Here is a 21,390-nt window from a genome sequence, read left to right on the forward strand (position 1 = left end):
CCGGCGACCGACGCTCCCGGACGGGGCGGCGAACGGGGCCGACCGACCCCGCGCGGCGCCGCTATCCGAAAAGGTTGATAACCGCCCGGTCGCGTAGGGCAACTGAATGGACGACTCGGACCGGTCGCGCGACGACGACTCGGCCGCCGCCGATGGGTCGACCGACGAGGGCGAACCCGAAAGCGACGGCGCCGTCGACCCCGGATCCGAGAGCGGCGACTCCGCCGTCGAGGAGTCGTCAGAGAGCGTCGAGTCCGAGGTGACTCCCGAGGTCGACCCCGAGGTGGGAGGCGCCGAGAGCGACGCGGAGGAGTCTGCTGAGAGCGACGCGGAGGAGTCTGCTGAGAGCGACCAAGCGGACTCCGACGAAGGCGACGAAGCGGAGGGATCCGACTCCGAGTCGTCGGACACGTTCTCGGACCCGGATGAGGTGGTCGAGGCCGAGGACGCTGGTCGGTCGGCCGCGCTTGACGACGGGAACGAATCCGACGACGCGGCCGAGTCCGACGCGGGAGCGGCGGACGAGGAGTCGGCAGACGAAGGTTCGGCGGACGACGCCGCTGCGGCGGACGACGCGACGACGGAGGGCGCCGAAGCCGCCGGCGACGGCGGCGCCCCGGCGACGACCGCCGACGCCGCGGACCCCGCGACCGCCGGCGTGCCGGCGACCGAGGACGACGAGCCGTTCGACGGGATCGAGGGCCCCGAGACGGACGAGGAGATGCCGCTGGCGGCCCACATCGAGGAGATGATGCGCCGGCTGGCGGTCGTCTTCCTCATCGGCGGCCTCGCCACCCTCGTCGTCGTCACCGAGTCGACGGAGCTCATCAACTACTTCTGGAGCTACCACATCCCGGCGCCGATGGAGAACCGGCCGCGGCTGTACGGCCCGCTCGAACTCCCGCTCACCCGGCTGAAGGTCGCCGGCCTCGCGGGCGTCGTGGTCGGGCTCCCGGCGTTCGTCTACGAGACGTACCGGTTCATGCGACCGGGGCTCTACCAGACGGAGCGGCGCTACTACCTCGCTGCGGTGCCGACCAGCCTCATCTTGGGCGGGATCGGGATCGCGTTCGCGCACTTCCTCGTGTTGCCCGCGATCTTCTCGTATTTCACCACCTACACCTCCGACGCGGCGACGATCGCCTTCGGGCTCGCGGAGACGTTCAACCTGATCGTCATCATGCTCGCGTTCATGGCGATCGTCTTCCAGATCCCGCTTTTCATCATGCTCGCGATCATGATGAACCTCGTCACCCGGCAGTGGTTAGAGGCGAAGCGGCTGATCTTCTGGGGCTCGTTCCTCGGGATCGCGTTCCTCTTCAGCCCCGACCCGACCGGGATGGCGCCGATCATCGTGACGCTGACGATGATCGCCCTCTTCGAGGGGACGCTCGCCATCCTACGCTGGACCGGGAACTAGATGCGGTTTCTGTCATTTATTTATAAGTGGTTGCTTGTGGATTGCTGGTGAACGCTTCCGAAGCCCCAGTCGCTCGTTTATAAATCGGTGGCTCTTTTGAAATCTTCAGCAAGTGATATATTAATAACCCAATCGCGGTCAGTACAGAGGTAGCGGCGAGCGATAGCGGGAGTGGGTATCGCAGATCGGTAGCACTGATTCGGTATTTAAATAGTCGTCAGCGGTGCCGACGATCGCTTATAAATAGCCCGCGGTGGCGTCGCCGGCGGCTGCGCCGCCGGCTGCCAGAGGCGCGTCGCGCCTCGCTGCGCCTGCGAGCGGCCGGAGCGAAGCGGAGGCCGCGAGCCAGCCCGCGAGGGACGCCGCGAACGCCCGCAGGGCGTGAGCGGCGAGGCTGGGGAGGCGTGAGGTGCGGTCCCGCGAGCGACCGGAGGGAGCGAGCGGGAGCACGGAAGTCGCAGCCCGCGCAGCGAGCGAAGCGAGCGAGCAGGACCGTCTTCCGGCGGTTGCGGTGCTGTGCGGGGCGGGACTCAAAGGGGCAGTCGCGAGGCGGACGCAGGCGACGTAAGCACCGCAGGAACGAGCGAAGCGAGTGACGAGGAGCACAGCGAGCGTGCGTCCGCCTCGCGACTGGGGCTTTGGAGACAACCATCTCAGCAGCGTCGATTATTTATAAACAGCCGACAGCAACACCACGATTCTCCTTATAAATGGCCTCACTCACGACGTACTACACTCACTCCCGCTATCGATCAAGAAGCAGCTCTCATCGACCGGCTGTTTCAGGGAAGAATATGTCTGTAGAATCGGGTTTCAACGGAGCCAAATCGGTGTAAGTAACTCTACGACGGACCCCTCCAAAGCCCCAGCCGGGAGGCGGGCGCACGCTCGCTGCGCGCCTCACTCGGTCGCTATCGCTCCCTCGCTGCGGTGCTTACATCGCCTGCGCCCGCCTCCCGGCTGCCCCTTTGAGTCCCACCCCGCACAGCAACCGCACCTCACGCCTCCCCAGCCTCGTCGGCCTCCCTCCGGTCGGCCGACTCCCTCGCGCGTGCAACTCGCGGCCTCCGCTTCGCTCCGGCCGCTCGCAGGCACGCGCCGCCGCGCCGTCGATACGCATTTGTTTGCTGCGAAGCGAACGGCTCGGTATGGTCCTCGGTCTCGTCGTTCCGGCCGCTGTCTCGTTCGTGTTCGCCGCGATCGCGGCGTACGTGGGTTCCCTCCGCGCGCTGGAGGTCTACTTCGACCCGAATCAGGACAGCGTCTTCCTCATGGACGACCGCGACCCGCCGCAGCGTCCCTGACGCCGCGGTGACCGCGGTCGGCGGTTCGCACTCGTCCTCCGGACCGGCTCCTCACTCCCCGCCGAGCAGTTCGACGAGCAGCGCGTTCTGCGCGTGCATCCGATTTTCGGCTTGGTCCCAGACGAGGGCCCGGTCCGATTCGAGCACGTCGTCGGTGACCTCCTCGCCGCGGTGCGCGGGCAAACAGTGCATCACCTTGGCGTCGGTGCCGGCGAGCAGGTCCGAGTTCACCTGGAACCCGTCGAAGGCGGCGAGCTTCTCGTCGCGCCTGTCCTCCTGGCCCATCGAGATCCACACGTCGGTGTAGACGACGTCGGCGCCGTCGATTGCGCCCCCGGGGTCGGTCGTGGGGGTCACGTCCAGCCCGAACTCGGCGGCGCGGTCGAAGACGGAGGGGTTCATGCCGTAGTCGGCGGGCGTGGCGACTTCCACGTCGATCCCCGCCATCGCGGCGCCGACGACGAACGACTGCCCGACGTTGTTGCCGTCGCCGACCCACGCCACGGTGGCGTCCTCGCCGACCGTCTCCCGGATCGTGAGCAGGTCGGCGAGCGTCTGACAGGGGTGCGCCTCGTCGGTGAGCCCGTTGATAACGGGACAGTCGGCGTACTCGGCGAGCACCTCGACGTCCGCGTGGTCGAACAGCCGCGCCATCACGCCGTCGACGTACCGGCCGAGCACGCGCGCGGTGTCGCGCAGCGGCTCGCCGTGGCCCAGCTGGATGTCGTCGGGGCCGAGGAACATGGCGTGGCCGCCGAGTCGGGTCATCCCCGTCTCGAAGGAGACGCGGGTGCGCGTCGACGGCTTCTCGAAGATCATCCCGAGCGTGGCGTCCGCCAGTCGGGGGTCGGTCTCGCCCGCCTTCATCGCGGCGGCGCGGTCGAGCAGGGCGTCCAATTCGGCGGGCGTCACGTCGTCGATGTCGAGGAAGTCGTCGGTGGCGAGTGGCATCGTGTGTAGTGTGTGTGTCGTGGTGTCGTTTGAAAACGAGCCGTGACGAGGGCAAACGAGGACCTTACAGTCGCTTCCGGCAGACCTCGGTCAGCACGCGCACGGCGCGGTCGAGGTCCGGTAGCGGGAGCCGCTCGTCGGGCGCGTGGTCGAGGTCGGAGTTCCCGGGGCCGTAGGTGACCATCGGGCAGTCCCACGCGGCCGCGAAGAGGTTCATGTCGCTCGTGCCGGTCTTCCGGAGCAGGCGCACGTCGCCGTCCGCGCCCCGGATCGCGACGCGGAACGCGCGCGCGAGGTCGGTCCGCGGGCTCTCCATCACCGGCGGCATCGGCTCGCCCCAGTGGACGGAACCGGTCGACAGCTCCGCCTCCGCCAGCTCGTGGATCTCGTCGACCGGGCGCGAGGGCGGGATCCGGAGCTGGACGTCCATCGTCGCCTCGACGGCGAGGCCGTCGTCGCTCAGCCCGCCGTCGACCGAGATGGGCTTCGTCGTCACCTGGTCGAACACGGCGGTCTCGGAGTCGTCTGGGGTAAACGCCTCCTCGACGCCGTGCCACCAGTCGATCGCGTGCTGGATCGCGTTCGGCTCCGGCCGCGAGGAGTGGCCCGACTCGCTCGTGTTCACGTACGTCCCCTCAAGCAGGCCGCGGTAGCCGAGCGTGATCCCCTGCCAGCCCGACGGCTCGCCGTTGATCACCGCCTCGGGCGCGTCGCGGTCGTCGATGAGGGCGCGCGCGCCGCCGGAGTCGACCTCCTCGCGGACGACGCCGGCGAACGAGACCCCCGTTTTCACCGCCGCGACCGCCATCGAGACGAGCGGTCCCGTCGCGTCGACCGCGCCGCGGCCCCACAGCACGGGGTCGCCAGGCTCGCCGACGCGGACGTCGGAGGGCTCCGGCAGCTCGCCCTCGGCCGGTGCCGGCCGCACCTCGACCGGGATGTCGCCCGGGACGGTGTCGATATGCGAGGTCAGGAGGACGGCGTCGTTCGCCGGCGCCCGGACGTTCCCGACCTCGTCGATCCACGCCTCCCGGCCGTTCGCCTCGAAGAAGTCGACGAGGCGCTCGGCCGCCCGCTCCTCCTCGCCCGACGGCGAGGGGATGGAGACCATGTCGTACAGCAGCTTGCGGGCGGGCGTGTCGCAGGCCGCGGGGTAGCCGCCGCCGGCGACGACGTCGGTGCCGCCCTCGGATTCGGCGTCGGCTTCCCGCTCCGTGCCGGCCGCCATCAGCCGACCACCTCCTCGATCGCGTCGACGACGGCGTCGGCGTGCTCGCGCTCGATCGTCAGCGGCGGCAGCAGGCGCAGCACGGTCCGGCCCGCCGGGAGCGCGAGGATCTGGTGGTCGATCGCGAGGTCGCGCAGCAGGCGGTTCGACCCGCGGCGGACCTCGATCCCGACCATCAGCCCGTCGCCGCGCACGTCGCGGACGTCGTCGCCGAGGCGGTCGCGGAGCTCGCCGCGGAGGTAGCTCCCGATCTCCTCGGCGTGGTCGGCCAGCTCCTCGCGCTCGATCACGTCGAGGGTGGCGCCCGCGGCCGCGGAGACGACCGGGCCGCCCGAGAACGTCGAGCCGTGGTCGCCCGAATCGTCCGCGATCCAGTCGCGGCACAGCGTCGCGCCGATCGGGAGCCCGCTGCCGAGCCCCTTCGCGGTCGTGAGGATGTCCGGCACCACGTCGTGGCGGTCGGCCGCCCACATCGAGCCTGTCCGGCCGAGTCCGGTCTGGATCTCGTCGAGGATCATCGCGGCCCCGCTCGTCGCGGTCGCGACCCGGACGGCCTGGAGGTATTCGGTCGAGACGGGGTTGATCCCGCCCTCGCCTTGGAGCGGCTCGAGGATTACCGCGGCGGTGTCCTCATCGACCGCCTCGCGCATCGCGTCGGCGTCGCCGTACTCGACGAACTCCACGCCGCCGGCGAGCGGGCCGAACCCCTCCTTGTACTTCTCTTTCCACGTCGTCGCGAGGGTCCCCATCGTCCGTCCGTGGAACCCCTGCGTGGTCGCGATGATCTTCTCGCGGCCCGTTGCGTGCCGGGCGAACTTCAGCGCGGCCTCGTTCGCCTCGGTGCCGGAGTTACAGAGCCAGACGTTGTCGACGTCGCCGGGCGCGACCTCGGCCAGCCGCTCGTACAGTGCCGTCCGCGCCGCGTGCGGGTACGACGCCTGGACGTACATGAGCTCCTCCAGCTGGCTCGTCGCGGCGTCGACGACCTCGGGGTGGCAGTGGCCGACCGGCGTACACGCGTAGCTGGCGCCGAAGTCGAGGTACTCGGTGCCGTTCGCGTCGGTCACGTGGACCCCGTCGCCGGACGCGATCTCGATCGGCTTCTCGGAGAAGACGAAGCCGCTCACGCGGTCTCACCCCCGTCGGTCTCGACGGCGCCGCTCTCGTCGGCCTCCTCGGCCTCGCCGCCGTCCGCGCCGTCGCCCAGCGCCGACCGCTCGATCGCCGTCCCCTCGCCGCCGAGCGCGGCGACGACCGGGTCGCGGACGTTGGCGTCCGCGATCACGACGCGGCCGGATCCGCCTTCGAGCGCCTCTTTCGCGGCCATCACCTTCTTGCCCATGAACCCCTCGGCGGCGTCCTCGACGGCCGACAGCTGGTCGGGCGTCGCGGCCGCGTCGATGCGCGTCTCGGGGTCGTCCGGGTCGGCGTACACGCCGGAGACGTCGGTCAGCAGGACGAGGTCGGCGCCCAGAGCGCCCGCTATCGCGGCCGCGGCGCGGTCGGCGTCCGCGTTGACCGGGGTGACCTCGCCGTCGCCCTCGTCGCCAGCCATCGGCGGCGAGACGACCGGGGTGTAGCCGTCGGCGAGGAGCCCGCTGAGCAGGTCGGCGTTCACCGACTCGATCTTCCCCGAGTGGTCGCCGCGCCGGATCTTCCGCTTCCCGTCCTCGACGACGCGGACCGCCGACTTACGCGGGCCCGCGAGGAGCCCGCCGTCGATGCCCGAGAGGCCGACCGCGTCGACCCCGGCCGAGCGGAACTCCGCCGTCAGCTCGGTGTTGAGCTTCCCCGCCATCGCCATCGAGAACGCTTCCATCGTCTCCGCGTCGGTGAAGCGGCCGGTGACGCCCGACGCGGACTCGACGTACTCCGGCTCGATGCCGAGCCGTTCGAGCGTCTCGTCGACGACCGTCGAGCCGCCGTGGACGACGACGACCGCGCGCCCGTTGGCCGTCAGGTGCGCGACGTCGCCGACCGCGCCGGCCGGGTCGACCGCCTTCGCGCCGCCGACCTTGACGACGACCGGAGGCTCGTCCGCGGGCGCGTCGCCGGCGGCGGACTGCCCTCCCGTCATGGCGATCCCACCGGGTGGAGCCCGTCGAACTCGAGGCCGGCGGTCTCGGGCAGTCCGAGCGCGACGTTCGCCGCGTGGACCGCCTGGCCGGCGGAGCCCTTGGTCATGTTGTCGATGGCCGAGAAGACGACGACGCGCCGGTTCCCGGGGTCGAGCTCGAAGCCGACCTCGCCGTGGTTCGTCCCGGCGACCGACTTCGGCTCGGGGTAGCGGTAGACGCCGCCCCCGCCCGAGACGATCCGCATGAACGGCTCGTCGGCGTAGGCGTCGCGGTACGCGCCCCACAGGTCCCCCTTCGAGACCGGCTCGTCGGGGAAGGCGTGGCAGGTCGCGCTCGCGCCGCGCACCATGTCGACCGCGTGGACCGTGAAGGAGACGGAGAGCCCGAGGTACGCCTCGATCTCCGCCTCGTGGCGGTGACCGGTGGGCGCGTACGGGCGCACGACGCCCGAGCGCTCCGGGTGCGAGGAGGCCGCGCCGCCGCCGGCGCCCCCCTCCGAGGAGCCGACCTTCACGTCGACGACGACCTCGCCCACGTCGGGACCGAGCGCGCCCGCGTCGACCAGCGGCTTGAGGCCGAGGATCGTCGCAGTCGCGTTGCAGCCGCCGCCGGCGATCAGGTCGGCGCCGGGGAGGTTCTCGCGGTTCAGCTCCGGGAGCGCGTACTCGGCGCGTTCGAGGTACTCCGGCGACTCGTGGCCGTCGTACCACTCGTCGTAGGCGTCGGCCTCCGGGAGCCGGAAGTCCGCCGAGAGGTCGACGACGGTGTCGGCAGCCTCGAAGAACTCGTCGATGCGCTCCATCGAGACGCCGTGCGGGGTCGCCGCGAAGAGGACGTCGACCGATTCGAGGTCGTCGGGGTCCGAGAAGCGCAGGTCCAGCCCGCGCAGGTTCGGGTGCGACCGTCCGACGGTCATGTTGTCCGCCGACCGCGAGGTGGCCTGGACGACCTCGAAGTCGGGGTGGCCGGCGAGGATCCGCAGCAGCTCGCCGCCGGTGAACCCGGTGCCGCCGACGACGCTCGCGGTGTAGGCGTCGTCGGTCATGCGCTCGCCTCCTCGCTTTCTTCGCTGCCGTCTCCCTCGGCCAGCTCGACCGCCTTCGCCTCCAGCCAGTCGACGACCCGCGCGGGGACGTCGACGTCGGTGGCCGAGTCGAGCGCCTTGAACTCGACGGTGTGGTTCACCTCGTGGACGGTGTAGTCGTCCGCGCTGGTCTCGGCGGGGTCGGTGTCCGGGTCGACGCCCACCTCCATCAGGTCGACGCCGAGCATGCCGCCGCCGACCGCGGCCGAGGCCTTCTCGACCAGTTCGGTCGCGCGCTCGTCGAGGTCGAACGACTTCGTCTCGCCGCCCTTCGCGGCGTTCGTGAGCCAGTGGTCCGACGACCGCGTCATCGCCGCGACCGGCTCGCCGTCGACCGCCAGCACGCGGATGTCGCGGCCGGGCTTGTCGACGAACTCCTGGACGTAGAACACCTTGTGCTCGTAGTGGCCGAGCGTCTCCTTGTGCTCTAAGATCGCTTCGGCGGCGTTGCGCGAGTCGATCTTCGCCATCAGGCGCCCCCACGAGCCGGTGACCGGCTTGAGAACGCACGGGTAGCCGAACTCCTCGATCGCCTCCAGGGCGGCGTCCTTGGTGAACGCGACCTCGGTCGCCGGGGTCGGGATGTCGGCCTCGGCGAGCGCGAGCGAGTTCTTCGCCTTGTCGGCGCAGATGTCGCCCGTCTCCGGGGAGTTCACGACGGGGACGCCGTAGCTGTCGATGAAGCGCGTCGCGTACAGCGACCGGCTCGTGGACAGGCAGCGGTCGACGACGATGTCGAGGTCGTCGACGGCCGCCGTGGTCGACTCTAAGCCGAACCGCTCCTTGCGCACGTCGATCTTCTCGACCTCGTGGCCCCGCTCGCGGAGCTCGTTGAGGAGCAGCTTCTCGTCCTTCCGGATCCGCGAGTAGAGGATTCCTACGCGCACGTCGACTCCCCTCCGTTCACGTCGGCGCTCACGCGCATGTCGACCACTCGCGTGTCGCGGCCGTGGCGGTCGTCGCCATTACTCGCCCCAGTCCTCCTCGAGCTCGGGCGCCTCCTCTAAGACGACCGGATCGAGCGAGATGACCTCCAGCTCGGTCCCGGTGACCGGACTGTCGATGATCTCGCCGACCTCGACATCGGCCGGGATCTCGATTTCCTCGCCCGTGATCGGGTCCTCCGCGGTCAGCGTGTCGGTGTCGCTCGTCATCGTGGCAGACACTCGTCCTCGAATAGGCATAAAGGCTTCGAACTTATTGGATAATTTACATAAGACGGATCGGCCGCTAACGGGATCAGTTCGACGAAATAGTTCCGTATCGAGATCGGATGTCAGATCTCGGTAGTAAATGTGTCCCCCTACGGGGACGGTCGTCGTCGTCGGTCGGGTCGGTCCCGACCGAGCCGACGATGATCTCGCGGTCGTCGCGGCTCAGACATAGCGATCGACCTCCGCGTCCAGTGCCTCGCTCGCGTCGGCGAGCGCGTCGCGCTCGGCCGCCAGCGCGGCGTTGTCTCCCTCGATGCCCGCCTCAGCGGCGGCGAGCTCGTCGGCGACCGCCTCGGGGGCCGGTCCGCCGGCGGAGTCGCGGCTCGCGACGCTTTCGGCCGGGTCGAGCGCCGACTCCACGTCTTCGCGGCTCACGTACGCGGAGAGGGGCTCGCCGGTCACCTTTCGAGTGGCCTCGTCAACTTTTGCGGCCGCCGCGTCCGGCGAGTCGCCGTCCGCGACCGTCTCCGCGGCCGCCGCGACGATCTCGTGGGCCGTCCGGAACGGCATGCCGCCCATCGCGAGCAGATCGGCGACCCCGGTGGCCGTCGAGAATCCCTCGCCCGCGGCGGCCGCGAGCGTGGCCTCGTCCCAGTCGGCGGTCGCGACCGCGCCCGCGGCGACCTCGGTCGCCTCGCACACGTCGCCCGCGATCTCAAAGACGCTCGCGTGGGAGCGCTGGAGGTCGCGGTTGTAGGCGCGCGGGAGCCCCTTCAGAAGGCTCAGCGTGCCGGTTGCCTCGCCGATCGCGTCGCCCGCGACGCCCCGGGTGAGCTCCAGCGTGTCGGGGTTCTTCTTCTGGGGCATGATCGAGGAGGTCGAGGCGTAGTCGTCGGAGAGCTCCACGACCCCCTTGTTCGAGAAGATGATCAGGTCCTCCGCGAGCCCCGACAGCGTCGTCGCGAGCGTCGCGAGCGCGCTCGCCGACTCCGCGAGGAAGTCGCGCGCGGCGGCGGCGTCCATCGAGTTGCGGACCGTCCCGTCGAAGCCGAGCAGCTCCGCGGTCCGGTCGCGGTCGACGTCGAACGGCGTCCCCGCGAACGCGGCCGCGCCGAGCGGCGAGCGGTTGACCCGGTCGTACGCGTCGAACAGGCGTTCCGTGTCGCGCGCGAGCCCGCCCTCGTACGACAGCAGGTAGTGCGCGACCGTCGTCGGCTGGGCCGGCTGGAGGTGGGTGTACCCCGGCATCACCGTCTCGGTGTGTTCGCTCGCGACGTCGACGAGCGCCTCGCGGGCGGTGAGCGTCGCCTCAACCGCGGCGAGCAGGTCCTCGCGCAGGCGGTAGCGGATGCAGGTCGCCACCTCGTCGTTACGCGAGCGGGCGGTGTGCATCCGCCCGCCGTCCGGGCCGCCCCGGTCGATGACGGCGGTCTCTATCGCCTCGTGGACGTCCTCGCCGTCGGGGAGTTCGTCGTGGCCGGCAGTCTCGACGTCGTCGAGCGCGGCGAGGATCTCGCCCGCGACCGCCTCGTCGACGATCCCCTGCTCCGCGAGCATGACCACGTGCGCGCGGTCGACCGCGAGGTCGGCCTCGAAGATGGCCTCGTCGGCCGCGAGGCTCGATAAGAACTCGCGGGCGGGGCCGCCGCTGAAGCGGTCGCGGCGGACGGCAGTGTCGCCGCCGGCCGACGCGCCGCTCGCTTCGATGTCGGCGTCCGTCGCTGCGTCGGGATCGTCGTCGGTCATCTATTCGGACGTGTCCGTTTCGCCGCTCCCGTCGGTGGCCAGCTCCGGCTTCGAGACGCTCGCCTTCACGTCGTTCGCGAGGCGCTCTTGGAGCCCGTGGTACTTCGCGACGCCCGTCGCGTCGGACTGGGCGATGCCGGCGACGTCCTCGGTGTTGAACGAGGCCATCTCCTCGGAGTAGACGGCGTACTCGGAGTCGCGCGCGACGACGCGGCAGTCGCCGCCGGAGACCTTCACCGTCGCCGTGCCGGTCACCACGTCCTGTGTCTCGTCGACGAAGGCGTCGAGCGCGTCGACGACGGGCGCGAACACGAGCCCCTCGTACGCCTTCTCGGACCACTCCTGCTCGATCCCTTTCTTGAACGAGCGCTCGTTCTTGGTGAGGACGAGGTCTTCGAGCGCCTGGTGGGCCGTCAGCAGGACGGTCGCGGCCGGGTGTTCGTAGTTCTCGCGCACCTTCAGCCCGAGCATGCGGTCCTCCATCACGTCGGTGCGGCCGACGCCGTAGCCGCCCGCGTACTCGTTGAGGTGCTGGATGAGCGGGACCGGGTCCATTTCCTTGCCGTCGACCGCGACGGGGACGCCCTCCTCGAATGTGATCTCGATGGTGGTCTCGCCTTCCGGCTCCGCGGTCCACTCGTAGATGTCCTCCGGCGGCTCGTAGTCCGGGTTCTCCAGCTTGCCGCCCTCGACCGCGCGCGACCAGATGTTCTCGTCGATGGACCAGACGCCGCCGTCGCCCGCCTCGACGGGCAGGTCCTTCTCGGCGGCGTAGTCGATCTCCCACTCGCGGGTGAGGCCGAGTTCGCGCACGGGGGCGATCACTTCGAGGTCGGAGCCGCGCCAGACGGCCTCGAACCGGAGCTGGTCGTTCCCCTTCCCCGTACAGCCGTGCGCGATGGCGTCACAGCCCTGCTCCTCGGCGACGCCCAGAATGGCCTCGGCGATGACCGGGCGCGCGAGGGCGGTGCCGAGCGGGTAGCCCTGGTAGTCGGCGTTGGCCTTCACCGCGTCGAAACAGAGGTCCGCGAACTCCTCTTTCGCGTCGACGACGTGGATGTCGAGTCCCAGCGCTTCGGCGGTCTCTTCGGCCTCGTCGAACTCCTCCGTCGGCTGGCCGACGTCGACGTTGACGCCGATGACCTCGTCGTAGCCGTACTCCTCTTTCAGTAGCGGTACGCACACTGTCGTGTCGAGTCCCCCGCTGAACGCGAGTGCAACGCTCGTCATTACCAGAGTACACCCGGGCTATGCCCTTAAATTCAGCGGTTTTAATTTTGTAAGAAAATCAGAGAGCGGTCGCTCGCGGAACGCGGAGTCGAGACTCTTCGGAACGGAACGGCGCGAACGCGACGAGAGGTGAAGATTACTGGCCCGAAGGGCCTCGTCGTCGCGCCGCGCCGGAAGCCGGTCGCGGCGGTCGGACGTCTCGTCGCGGTCGCAGGGCTCGTCGGCCTCGGAAGAGGGCGGCGCCGGAACGAGCCGCTGCGGTCATCACCTGTACGTACCCGATCTCCGGTATAAAAGCGTTCCGTAATACGTGACTGATCGCGGGTCGGCGGCGGACTTTTCTAAAGCTCTAGTTGATCGCTTATAAATGGCTGCTAGCGGATCGCCGGCGAACTCCTCCAAATCTCCAGTCGCTCGCTTATAATTGGGTAGCGATGAATCGACCGAGAACATCTCCAAAGCCCCAGCCGGGAGGCGCGCGCACGCTCGCTGCGCTCCTCGTCGCTCGTTTCACTCGCTCCTGCGGTGCTTACGTCGCCTGCGCGCGCCTCCCGGCTGCCCCTTTGAGTCCCGCCCCCGCACAGCGACCGCACCTCACACCTCCCCAGCCTCGTCAGTCGCCTCCGCTTCGCTCCGGCGACTGACTCCCTCGCGCGTGCTCCTCGCGGCCGCCTTCGGCGGCCACTCGGAGGCACGCGCCACCGCGCCGCTTTTTATAAGTAATCATCGCTACGACCCTTTTATTTAAAAACTATCTCGACGCGGCGGTCTCGAACACCGGCTCCCGCCGTCGCTCAGATCGCCTCTCGGTACGCCTCCAGCGTCCGCTCGACGTCCTCCTCCGTGTGCGCGTAGGAGGTGAACTGGCACTCGAACTGGTTCGCGGTGAGGAACACGCCCCGGTCTTTCATCTCCTGCCAGAACACGCGCTCCCAGCGGTCGGTCGCGGCCGCGGCGACGTCGGCGCCCGTCTTCGGGCAGTGGTCGTACCGGGCGCAGTCGGGGTCCTGTCGGCAGCCGCCCGCACAGCAGTCGTCGACGTCGTCGGGCGCCTCGCGGGTGAAGATCGTCTTGAACATCGAGTCGGTGCCGACGACGGTGTACTCCGGCGCGCGCTCCGCGCAGATCTCGGCGATCCCCTCGCGGAGCTTCCGGCCGAGCCGGTTGACGTGCTCGTACACGTCGTTCTCGGCCGCGTACTCTAATCCGGCCTTCCCGGCCGCCATCGTCACCGGGTGCCCGGAGAAGGTGCCGGACTGGAACACCTCGCCCGCGGGGGTGAACCCCTCGATGATGTCCGCCCGCCCGCCGATCGCGCCGACGGGGAACCCGCCGCCGATGATCTTCCCGAACGTCGTCACGTCCGGGGTGACGCCGAACTTCGACTGCGCGCAGCCGAGGCCGCCGACCCGGAACCCGGTGATCACCTCGTCGAAGACGAGGAGGGAGCCGTGGTCGTCACAGAGGTCCCGCAGCGTCTCGTGGTACCCTTCTATCGGCATGACGATCCCCTTGTTGGCTAAGATCGGCTCGACGAGGACGGCCGCGATCTCGTCGCCGTGTTCCGCGAACACTTCCTTCGCGGCCGCCTCGTCGTTGAACGGGATCGGCAGGGTGTGTTCGGCGAACTCCTCCGGGATCCCCGCCGTCGAGGGGCGGGCGTCGCCCGGCGACCCCTCGACGAGCGTCGACTCCTGCGCGCCGTGGTAGCCGCCCTGCATCACGACGATCTTGTCGCGGTCGGTGTGGCCGCGCGCCAGCCGCACCGCCGAGACGGTCGCCTCCGTGCCGGAGTTGACGAAGCGGATCGACTCCACGCTCGGGACGTGGCGGGCGACGAACTCGGCGTGTTCCACCTCGATCTCGGTCGGCGCGCCGTACATCGGCCCCTCCGCGACGTGCGACTGGACCGCGGCCTCGACCGGGTCCGGGAGGTCGTGGCCGTACAGTAGGGGGCCGTACCCCATCACCCAGTCGACGTAGCGGTTGCCGTCGGCGTCGATCACGTGGCCGCCGTCGCCGCGCTCGATGAAGAACGGGTGCGGCATCGTCGCCCGGACCGAGGAGTTGACGCCGCCCGGCATCACCGACAGCGCGCGGTCGTACAGGCCGCGCGAGCGCTCGTGGTTCATACCGATCGGTTGGAGCGTCGGGCTGAAAGTAGTTGCCGAACCGGGCGAACCGGTTCGGACGCCGAAAAGGGACCGCGTCGGTTCGAGCGCTACGCGCCTCCACCGTCTCCGGTCGTCGCTACACTGCCTCCGGGCCGGTCGTCGCTACACTGCCTCCGGGCCGGTCACGCCCGTGCGGACCTGGAGCGCGTCCTCGACCGGCATGATGAACACCTTGCCGTCGCCGGGCTCGCCGGTCTCGGCGGCGTCGGCGATCGCCTCCGCCACCTCGTCGGCCGGGATGTCGGCGACGACGACCTCGACTTTCACCTTCTGGTGGAGGTCGACGGTGAACTCCTCGCCGCGCCACTGGCCCTTCTTCGCGGGCTGGCTGCCGCGGCCGGAGACGTTCGTCACCGTCAGCGAGGGCGCGTTGATCTCCGCGAGCGACTGCTTGATGTCCCCGAGCTTGTCGGGGCGGACGACCGCGGTGACCATCTTGATCTCCGTGCCCGCCTCCGCGCCGCCGTCAGCGCGCGGGGACTCGCCGTCGGACTCGGTCGTGTCGACCACGGACGGACCGCCGTCGGTCGCGACGCGGTCGCCGCCGAACTCGGGGTAGGTCTCGACGCCGTGCTCGGAGATGTCGAGCCCCTCCTGCTCGTGTTCCGCGGTGACGCGCGCCTCGCCGGAGACCTTGAGGACGTACCAGACGGCGGCGGTCGCGGTGAGCGTCCAGCCGCCGATGATGACGACGCCGGTCAGCTGCGCGACGAAGTGCGCGCCGATGCCCGCGCTGAGCTCGCCCGGCGCGGCGACGAACGGGAACAGCAGCGTGCCGAGGACGCCGGCGCTCCCGTGGACCGGGAACACCGCGCAGACGTCGTCGATCTTCAGCGTGTCCGAGACGAACTCGAAGACGAGGGGGAGCTGTCCGCCGGCGAGGAGGCCGACGACCAGCGCGCCCCACCACGCCGTGGTGTCCGGGATCGCGGTGATGCCGACGAGTCCCGCAAGCAGCCCGTTGGCGACGTACAGCGTGTCGACCTTCCCGGTGCGGAGCCACACGACGGTCGCGGCGCCGATCCCGCCGGCCGCCATCGCAATGGTCGTCCCCATCGCGACGAGGTTGAGCGTCAGCGTGTTGAACACGCCGCCGCTGACGACGGAGGCCGTGCCGACGTTGAACCCGTACCAGCCGAACGCGAGGACGAGCGTCCCCAGCACGGCGAACGTCAGCGAGTGACCGGGGATGACGTTCGTCGAGCCGTCCTTCGCGTAGCGGTCCATCCGCGGACCGAGGACGGCCGCCGCCGTGAGGCCCGCGATCCCGCCCATGCCGTGAACGATCATGCCGCCCGCGAAGTCGTGGAACGCGGTCCCGGTCAGCTGCGCGACGAGCCCGTCGCCCGACGCCGACCAAGTGAACGCGATGACCATCGGGTAGATGACCGCGGCCAGCAGGAACGTGTACGTCACGTACGCGCGGAGCTTCGCGCGGCCGGCGACCGCCCCGGAGACGATCGTCGCGGCGGTCATCGCGAACACCGCGCCGTAGAGCCAGTTGACGTACGGGCCGACGACGCCCTCCTCGACGGCCAGTTCGCCGCCGGAGAACAGCGACCCGGCGGCGGAGGCGATCCCCGGCGAGCCGTTCACGAGGCTCGTGAACGCCGTGCCGATGAGGAAGAACACCGTCACCCCGACGCTCCACGTCAGGAGGTTCTTCGTCAGCTGGTTGGCGACGTTCTTCGACCGCACCTGCCCGGCTTCGAGCATCGCGAAGCCGGCGTGCATGAAGAAGATGAGGAACGTCACGACGAGGATCCACGTCCCGTTCATCGCGGACGCGAACGTGCTCGGATCGATCGTGGCGAGAACGCCGCCCGTCATGATTCCTCCACCTCTACTGAACGACTGTCCGGTTCACGCTTCGTTTCGCTCGTGTTCATGCGCTGAATCACGTTTCGACTCCCGGGAACGACTACATATAAACATTAGAGTTGAGTTTCACAAAAAAGAGGGTTGATAATACGATGCTCGTCCGATATAAGGAGATGTCTATGGAATATAAGGACGTTTTTTCGCGGATTTCGCGGCAATCGTTGCGCTCGAAGCGGACGAGCGTTGTGTAAAATTTCTATCTATTCAGCCGCGATCCCTCGCCGACGGCCGCTCTGCGCCCATGCGCGGCCGGTTCTGGCGAGTATTGCCACGCCGCCGTCTCGCGATTCGCCGCCGTACGGGGCGTCCTCCGCGAATTCGGACGGTTGGAGGCCTCTCGGTGAAAATTGACGTTCGTCAACCCGATCTCCCGTTTGCCGACCGATTCGATCGATCGGTGGCGGTTCGACGCGATCAACGGTCGACTAACGCCGGCGAAACCTCGCTTACTCCGGTTTCAGTCCCTCGTTCTGGACGCGCATCACGGCCTCGCCGTCGGCGAGGTTCGGCGCGTCGACGAGGCGGACGATCCGCTTGTCGCCCTTCGACTTCCGGAGGTAGATCCGGAAGGTGGAGGCGTGGCCGAGGATGTTGCCGCCGATCGCCTGGGTCGGGTCGCCGAAGTAGGAGTCCGGGTTCGATGCGACCTGGTTGGTGACGAGGATGGCGGTGTTGTACAGGTCGCCGAGCCGCATCAGGTCGTGGAGGTGCTTGTTGAGCTTCTGCTGTCGTTCGGCGAGCTCGCCCCGGCCGACGTACTCCGCGCGGAAGTGCGCGGTGAGCGAGTCGACGCAGACGATCCGGATCGGCCACTCCGTCTCCTCGTGTTCGCCAGCCAGCTCTTTCGCCTTCTCGGCGAGCAGGATCTGGTGGTTGGAGTTGAACGCCTTCGCGACGTGGATCTGGTCCAAGAACGCGTCGACCAGGTCCTCCAAGGCCGCCTCATCGTTCGGGGTGCCCTCGATCTCGCGGCGCTCCATCTCGTCGGCGAGGATCTCGTCGTCGAGCCCGCGGACCATGTCGTCGATCCGCTCCGGGCGGAACGTGTCCTCGGAGTCGACGAAGATGCAGCCGCCCTCTAAGCCGCCGTTCTCCTTCGAGAGCTGGACGTTGACGGCCATCTGGTGGGTGACCTGCGACTTCCCGGAGCCGAACTCGCCGTACACTTCCGTGATCGACTGGGTCTCGATGCCGCCGCCGAGCAGGTCGTCGACCTCGTCGATCTGCCAGGAGAGCTTGCCGATCTCCTGGCGGCGTTCGAGCACGGTCGCGCCCGTCTCGAAGCCGCCGACGTCGGCGGCCTCGCGGGCGGCGTTGATGATGTCGCTGGCGGACGACTCGCCGATGTCGGCGGTGTTGGACATCTCGCCGGGGCTCGCGACCGCGATCGACTGGTAGCTCTCGAATCCGTTGTCAACGAGCTTGTCCGCGGTCGCCGGGCCGACGCCGGGGAGGTCCTCGAGTTCGTCTTCAGGCATGTACACGTGGCTTGTTCCCCATCCCGTATAAAGACTGGTTTACACCCCAGTGAAAGTAAAAATCGCGTGGGGACCGCGCTCCGGAATGGCTCGGTGCCGTATAAATGGTCTCGGGCCGACGCGTGGACGCGGCGATCGGGCGAAACTGGTCGGTTCGGCCGATCGATCAGCGACGGCGCCGCGGCGCAAGCGCCTCAGAAGCCGACGCGGCGGACGTAGTCGAGGTCGCGGATCTCCACGAGCAGGTCGCCCGACAGGTCGGCGTCGGTGATCACGTACAGCTTCGGGTCGTCGGTGAACTCGGGGTCCTCGCTCAGCACCTGCCGGATCGAGACGCCGCGGTCGGCGAGGATGGACGTGACCTCGGCGACGATCCCGGCCTCGTCGGCGGCCGCGACCTCGATGGTGAGGACCGTCAGATCCAAGACCGGCGCGAGATCCATCAGGCTCGGGATCGACGAGATGTTGGTGAAGATGCGCTTCAGCTCGGGGTCCGCCAGGATCGCGTCCGTCGTCGAGTCCACGACGCGGCGGTCGACGTCGAGCTCGCGCGCGATGCCGGTGTAGGGGATCTCGATCCCGCCGGAGACGACCCGCCCCTCCTCGTTGACCGAGAAGCCGCGCTCCAGGAACAGCCGGATGACGGCCTGCTGGCTGGGTGACCCCTCGAACTTCTCGAGGATCTCGTCGAACATTCGTTGCTACGGTGGTCGTCGCCGAGGTGTTAAAAAACGGCGCACTGCCGCGCCTCAGTTCGCGACCGCCGAGTAGACGCCGCCGAGGACCGCGCCGTAGACGACGTGGCCGACGAGGCTCTCGACGCCGACGTTCGGCAGCGGCGGCGCGCCCGGGAAGCCGACGGCGCCCAGCCAGATCGGCATCGCGATCACCGCGAGCGCGACCCAGACGAGGAGGCCGTAGGCCGCCCCGACGCCGAGGCCCGTTCCGACCGAGTCGCCGAGCCTCGGCCGCACGCCCGCGATCGCGGCGAACCCGAGCCCGATGACCGCGCCGTGGGACATGTGGATCGCCCAGCCGACGGCGCCGGCGGGGCCTTCGATGCCGTACATCGCCGGGATCGCCATCTGTAATACGCCAGGAGTCATCGCCGACATCATCGCGCCGAAGACGAGCCCGCCGACCAGTCCGCCGGCCACGCCCGCCCGCCAGTTGCCGGTCTCCGTCGATACCCCCTCCGTCGTGGTCGCCGTTTCGGTTGCCATCTCGCCTCTGCTTTCGCGCAAGAACCGGTAGTATATGCCGGAATTATGTGGTAACGACGCACACGCCCGAAAGTTATAAATTTTCGAAACCAACTACCGTCAAAATTTGACCGCCGCCGGCCCGAACCACTTCCGCCCCGCCACCCGACTCCTTTTGGCCGGTGGCGCCGAACCCCACCCCGTGTCAGAGTCGCCGCACCTGCGGTTCTTCCCGTACGAGGAACCCTACCCGAACCAGCGCGAGGCGATGGACAGGGTCGCCAACGCGTTAGACCGGGGACAGGACGTGCTGTTCGAGGGGGCGCCCGGGACGGGGAAGACCCTCTCCGCGCTCGTGCCCGCGCTCGAACACGCCCGCGAGCACGACCGCACGGTCGTCATCACGACCAACGTCCACCAGCAGATGCGGCAGTTCGTCGAGGACGCGCGCGCGATCACCCGCGAGGAGCCGATCCGCGCGGTCGTATTTAAAGGGAAGTCGTCGATGTGCCACATCGACGTCGACTACCAGGAGTGTCAGACCCTCCGGGACACCACCCGCGAGATGGTGGAGACGGAGAGCGAGGTGCGCGAGCTGGAGTCGCGCCAGCGCGAGCTGCTGGCGGAGAGCCGCGAGGGCGACGCGGGCGCCGCGGAGGCCCGCGAGGCGATCATGGAGGAGATCGACGAGCTCGAGGCCGAGGTCGACGAGTACGAGACCGCCAACGTCTGCGAGCACTACCGCAACAACCTCACCCGCGACACCGACGAGTTCTTCTCGTGGCTCTTCGATGATGTCCGGACCCCCGACGACGTGTACGAGTACGCCGACGAGCGCGAGCTGTGCGGCTACGAGCTGCTGAAGGAGGGGATGGAGGGTGTCGACCTGGTCGTCTGTAACTACCACCACCTGCTCGACCCGAACATCCGCGAGCAGTTCTTCCGCTGGATCGACCGCGACCCGAGCGAGATAGTCACCGTCTTCGACGAGGCGCACAACATCGAGGACGCCGCGCGCGACCACGCCACCCGGACGCTGACGGAGAACACCCTCGACGCCGCGCTCGACGAGCTGGCCGACAGCGACGACTCCCGCGCCGAGCCCGCCGAGAACGTCCTCCGCGCCTTCCGCGACGCCCTCGTCGAGACGTACGAGGACGGGCTCGGGTTCGGCGGGGTCGACGAGAGCTGGGAGGACGTCTCGATCGCCAACGACGACCGCCGTGACGACCTCACGCTGGCGTTCCTCCGCAACTACGAGGGGAAGGGGATCGACACGGAGGCGGAGCTCGCCGTCCAGCTCGGCCAGGCGATAGACGAGGAGTACGAGCGCCGCTACCGCGACGGGGAGGCGACGACCCGGTCGGAGTCGCAGACGCTCGCGGCCGCCCGGTTCGTCGCGACGTGGATGGACGAGGGGGCGGAGTTCGGCCAGTATCCGGTGGTCTCCGTCCGGCGCGACGCGGGTACTGACGAGGTGTACGGCCGCGCGGAGCTGTACACCTGTATCCCGCGGAACGTCACCAGCGAGCTGTTCGACGAGGTGGCCGCCTCCGTCCTGATGAGCGCGACGCTGCGCCCCTTCGACGTGACCGAGGACGTGCTGGGGCTGGAGGATGTCGCGTCGATGGCCTACGAGATGGGCTACCCCGAGGCGAACCGCCGGACCTTCGCCGCCGACGTGCCGCCGCTTTTCGCCTCGGACCGCAACGACCCGGAGACGCAGGAAGCGGTGTCGTCGCTGCTCCGCGACGCGATCCGGTTCACGCCCGGCAACACGCTCGCCTTCTTCCCCTCGTACGCCGAGGCCGAGCGCTACCACGAGCGTCTCGCCGGTGGGAGCGGGAGAAGCGCCCCGAGCGGCGGCGACGCGAGACGCGGGTCGGAGGGAGGGAACGACGCCCCCCTCGGCTCGATCCACCTCGACGGGCCGGGCGTCGACGAGGAGCGACTCCGCAGCGAGTTCGTCGCAAGCGACGGCGCCGCGCTGTTCACCTCGCTGTGGGGGACGCTCGGCGAGGGGGTGAGCTTCGACGGCGACGACGCCCGCACGGTCGTCGTCGTGGGCGTCCCGTACCCGCACCTCTCGGACCGCACCGAGGCGGTTCAGGACGCCTACGACCGGGCGTTCGCGGACCGCGACCGCTCCCGCGACCCGGGGTGGATGTACGCCGTCGAGATCCCGACGATCCGCAAGACGCGACAGGCGCTCGGCCGGGTGATCCGCGGCCCCGACGACTTCGGCGTCCGGATCCTCGCGGACCGCCGCTACACGACCGCCGACATGGGGAAGTACTCGGTCCGCTCCGCCTTCCCGCCCGAGGAGCGCGAGGAGCTGCTCGACGTCGACCCCGAGAAGCTGAAGTTCGCGATGCTGAACTTCTACCAAGATCACGACGCGTACGACGGGCCGCCGCCGTCACCGTGAGGGGACCGGGAGCAGGAACCGCCGCCGTCGCC

17 protein-coding genes are annotated in these 21,390 nt (G+C 69.2%); 3 read left to right on the forward strand and 14 right to left on the reverse strand.

The window, feature by feature from the left end; all coding sequences use genetic code 11:
- Positions 1 to 106 precede the first annotated feature (106 nt).
- Positions 107 to 1,420 (forward strand): twin-arginine translocase subunit TatC, encoded by a 1,314-nt coding sequence (locus tag B378_RS0109715; RefSeq protein WP_017343604.1) that lies wholly within the window; start codon positions 107 to 109, stop codon positions 1,418 to 1,420.
- 1,148 nt (positions 1,421 to 2,568) lie between these two features.
- Complete coding sequence (locus B378_RS17080; protein WP_017343605.1) at positions 2,569 to 2,724, forward strand: hypothetical protein; 156 nt, start codon at positions 2,569 to 2,571, stop codon at positions 2,722 to 2,724.
- Between the two features lie 51 nt (positions 2,725 to 2,775).
- Here B378_RS17080 and argF read toward each other — a convergent pair whose 3' ends face one another.
- The 14 genes from argF to B378_RS0109795 all read right to left on the reverse strand — a co-directional run bounded on the left by argF (position 2,776) and on the right by B378_RS0109795 (position 18,951).
- Positions 2,776 to 3,675, reverse strand: coding sequence for an ornithine carbamoyltransferase (gene argF, locus B378_RS0109725; protein WP_017343606.1), 900 nt, complete (start codon positions 3,673 to 3,675; stop codon positions 2,776 to 2,778).
- A gap of 64 nt (positions 3,676 to 3,739) precedes the next feature.
- The gene (locus B378_RS0109730; protein ID WP_017343607.1) at positions 3,740 to 4,903 is read right to left on the reverse strand and encodes a [LysW]-lysine hydrolase; all 1,164 of its coding nucleotides are present in this window, start codon (positions 4,901 to 4,903) and stop codon (positions 3,740 to 3,742) included.
- Positions 4,903 to 6,030 carry an aspartate aminotransferase family protein gene (locus B378_RS0109735; RefSeq protein WP_017343608.1) on the reverse strand — a complete coding sequence of 376 codons (1,128 nt, stop codon included), beginning with the start codon at positions 6,028 to 6,030 and terminating at the stop codon, positions 4,903 to 4,905. The genes B378_RS0109730 and B378_RS0109735 overlap by 1 nt, the downstream gene beginning before the upstream one ends.
- A complete protein-coding gene (locus B378_RS0109740) occupies positions 6,027 to 6,980 on the reverse strand; it encodes an acetylglutamate/acetylaminoadipate kinase (protein WP_017343609.1) in 954 nt (317 codons plus the stop codon). Before B378_RS0109740 ends, B378_RS0109735 begins: the two co-directional genes overlap by 4 nt.
- On the reverse strand, positions 6,977 to 8,026 hold the full coding sequence (gene argC, locus B378_RS0109745) for an N-acetyl-gamma-glutamyl-phosphate reductase (RefSeq protein WP_017343610.1): 1,050 nt from the start codon (positions 8,024 to 8,026) through the stop codon (positions 6,977 to 6,979). The genes B378_RS0109740 and argC overlap by 4 nt, the downstream gene beginning before the upstream one ends.
- A complete protein-coding gene (gene lysX, locus B378_RS0109750) occupies positions 8,023 to 8,952 on the reverse strand; it encodes a lysine biosynthesis protein LysX (RefSeq protein WP_017343611.1) in 930 nt (309 codons plus the stop codon). Before lysX ends, argC begins: the two co-directional genes overlap by 4 nt.
- 78 nt (positions 8,953 to 9,030) lie before the next feature.
- Positions 9,031 to 9,219: a lysine biosynthesis protein LysW gene (lysW, locus tag B378_RS0109755; protein WP_004599337.1), complete on the reverse strand. Its 189-nt coding sequence runs from the start codon at positions 9,217 to 9,219 to the stop codon at positions 9,031 to 9,033.
- Between the two features lie 222 nt (positions 9,220 to 9,441).
- Positions 9,442 to 10,965, reverse strand: coding sequence for an argininosuccinate lyase (gene argH / locus B378_RS0109760; RefSeq protein WP_017343612.1), 1,524 nt, complete (start codon positions 10,963 to 10,965; stop codon positions 9,442 to 9,444).
- On the reverse strand, positions 10,966 to 12,195 hold the full coding sequence (locus B378_RS0109765; protein ID WP_017343613.1) for an argininosuccinate synthase: 1,230 nt from the start codon (positions 12,193 to 12,195) through the stop codon (positions 10,966 to 10,968).
- 794 nt (positions 12,196 to 12,989) lie between these two features.
- A complete protein-coding gene (locus tag B378_RS0109770) occupies positions 12,990 to 14,327 on the reverse strand; it encodes a glutamate-1-semialdehyde 2,1-aminomutase (protein ID WP_017343614.1) in 1,338 nt (445 codons plus the stop codon).
- Between the two features lie 144 nt (positions 14,328 to 14,471).
- Positions 14,472 to 16,199 (reverse strand): ammonium transporter, encoded by a 1,728-nt coding sequence (locus tag B378_RS0109775; RefSeq protein WP_017343615.1) that lies wholly within the window; start codon positions 16,197 to 16,199, stop codon positions 14,472 to 14,474.
- A 497-nt stretch (positions 16,200 to 16,696) separates the two neighbouring features.
- Positions 16,697 to 17,728 carry a DNA repair and recombination protein RadA gene (gene radA / locus B378_RS0109785; RefSeq protein WP_017343617.1) on the reverse strand — a complete coding sequence of 344 codons (1,032 nt, stop codon included), beginning with the start codon at positions 17,726 to 17,728 and terminating at the stop codon, positions 16,697 to 16,699.
- A gap of 194 nt (positions 17,729 to 17,922) precedes the next feature.
- On the reverse strand, positions 17,923 to 18,423 hold the full coding sequence (locus B378_RS0109790) for an ACT domain-containing protein (protein ID WP_017343618.1): 501 nt from the start codon (positions 18,421 to 18,423) through the stop codon (positions 17,923 to 17,925).
- Positions 18,424 to 18,477: 54 nt separating this feature from the next.
- On the reverse strand, positions 18,478 to 18,951 hold the full coding sequence (locus tag B378_RS0109795) for a histidine kinase (protein ID WP_017343619.1): 474 nt from the start codon (positions 18,949 to 18,951) through the stop codon (positions 18,478 to 18,480).
- Between the two features lie 181 nt (positions 18,952 to 19,132).
- Between B378_RS0109795 and B378_RS0109800 the strand changes: the two genes are divergently transcribed.
- Positions 19,133 to 21,358, forward strand: coding sequence for an ATP-dependent DNA helicase (locus B378_RS0109800; RefSeq protein ID WP_017343620.1), 2,226 nt, complete (start codon positions 19,133 to 19,135; stop codon positions 21,356 to 21,358).
- Positions 21,359 to 21,390 lie beyond the last annotated feature (32 nt).

The organism is Halorubrum sp. T3 (assembly GCF_000296615.1).
Taxonomy (GTDB): domain Archaea; phylum Halobacteriota; class Halobacteria; order Halobacteriales; family Haloferacaceae; genus Halorubrum; species Halorubrum ruber.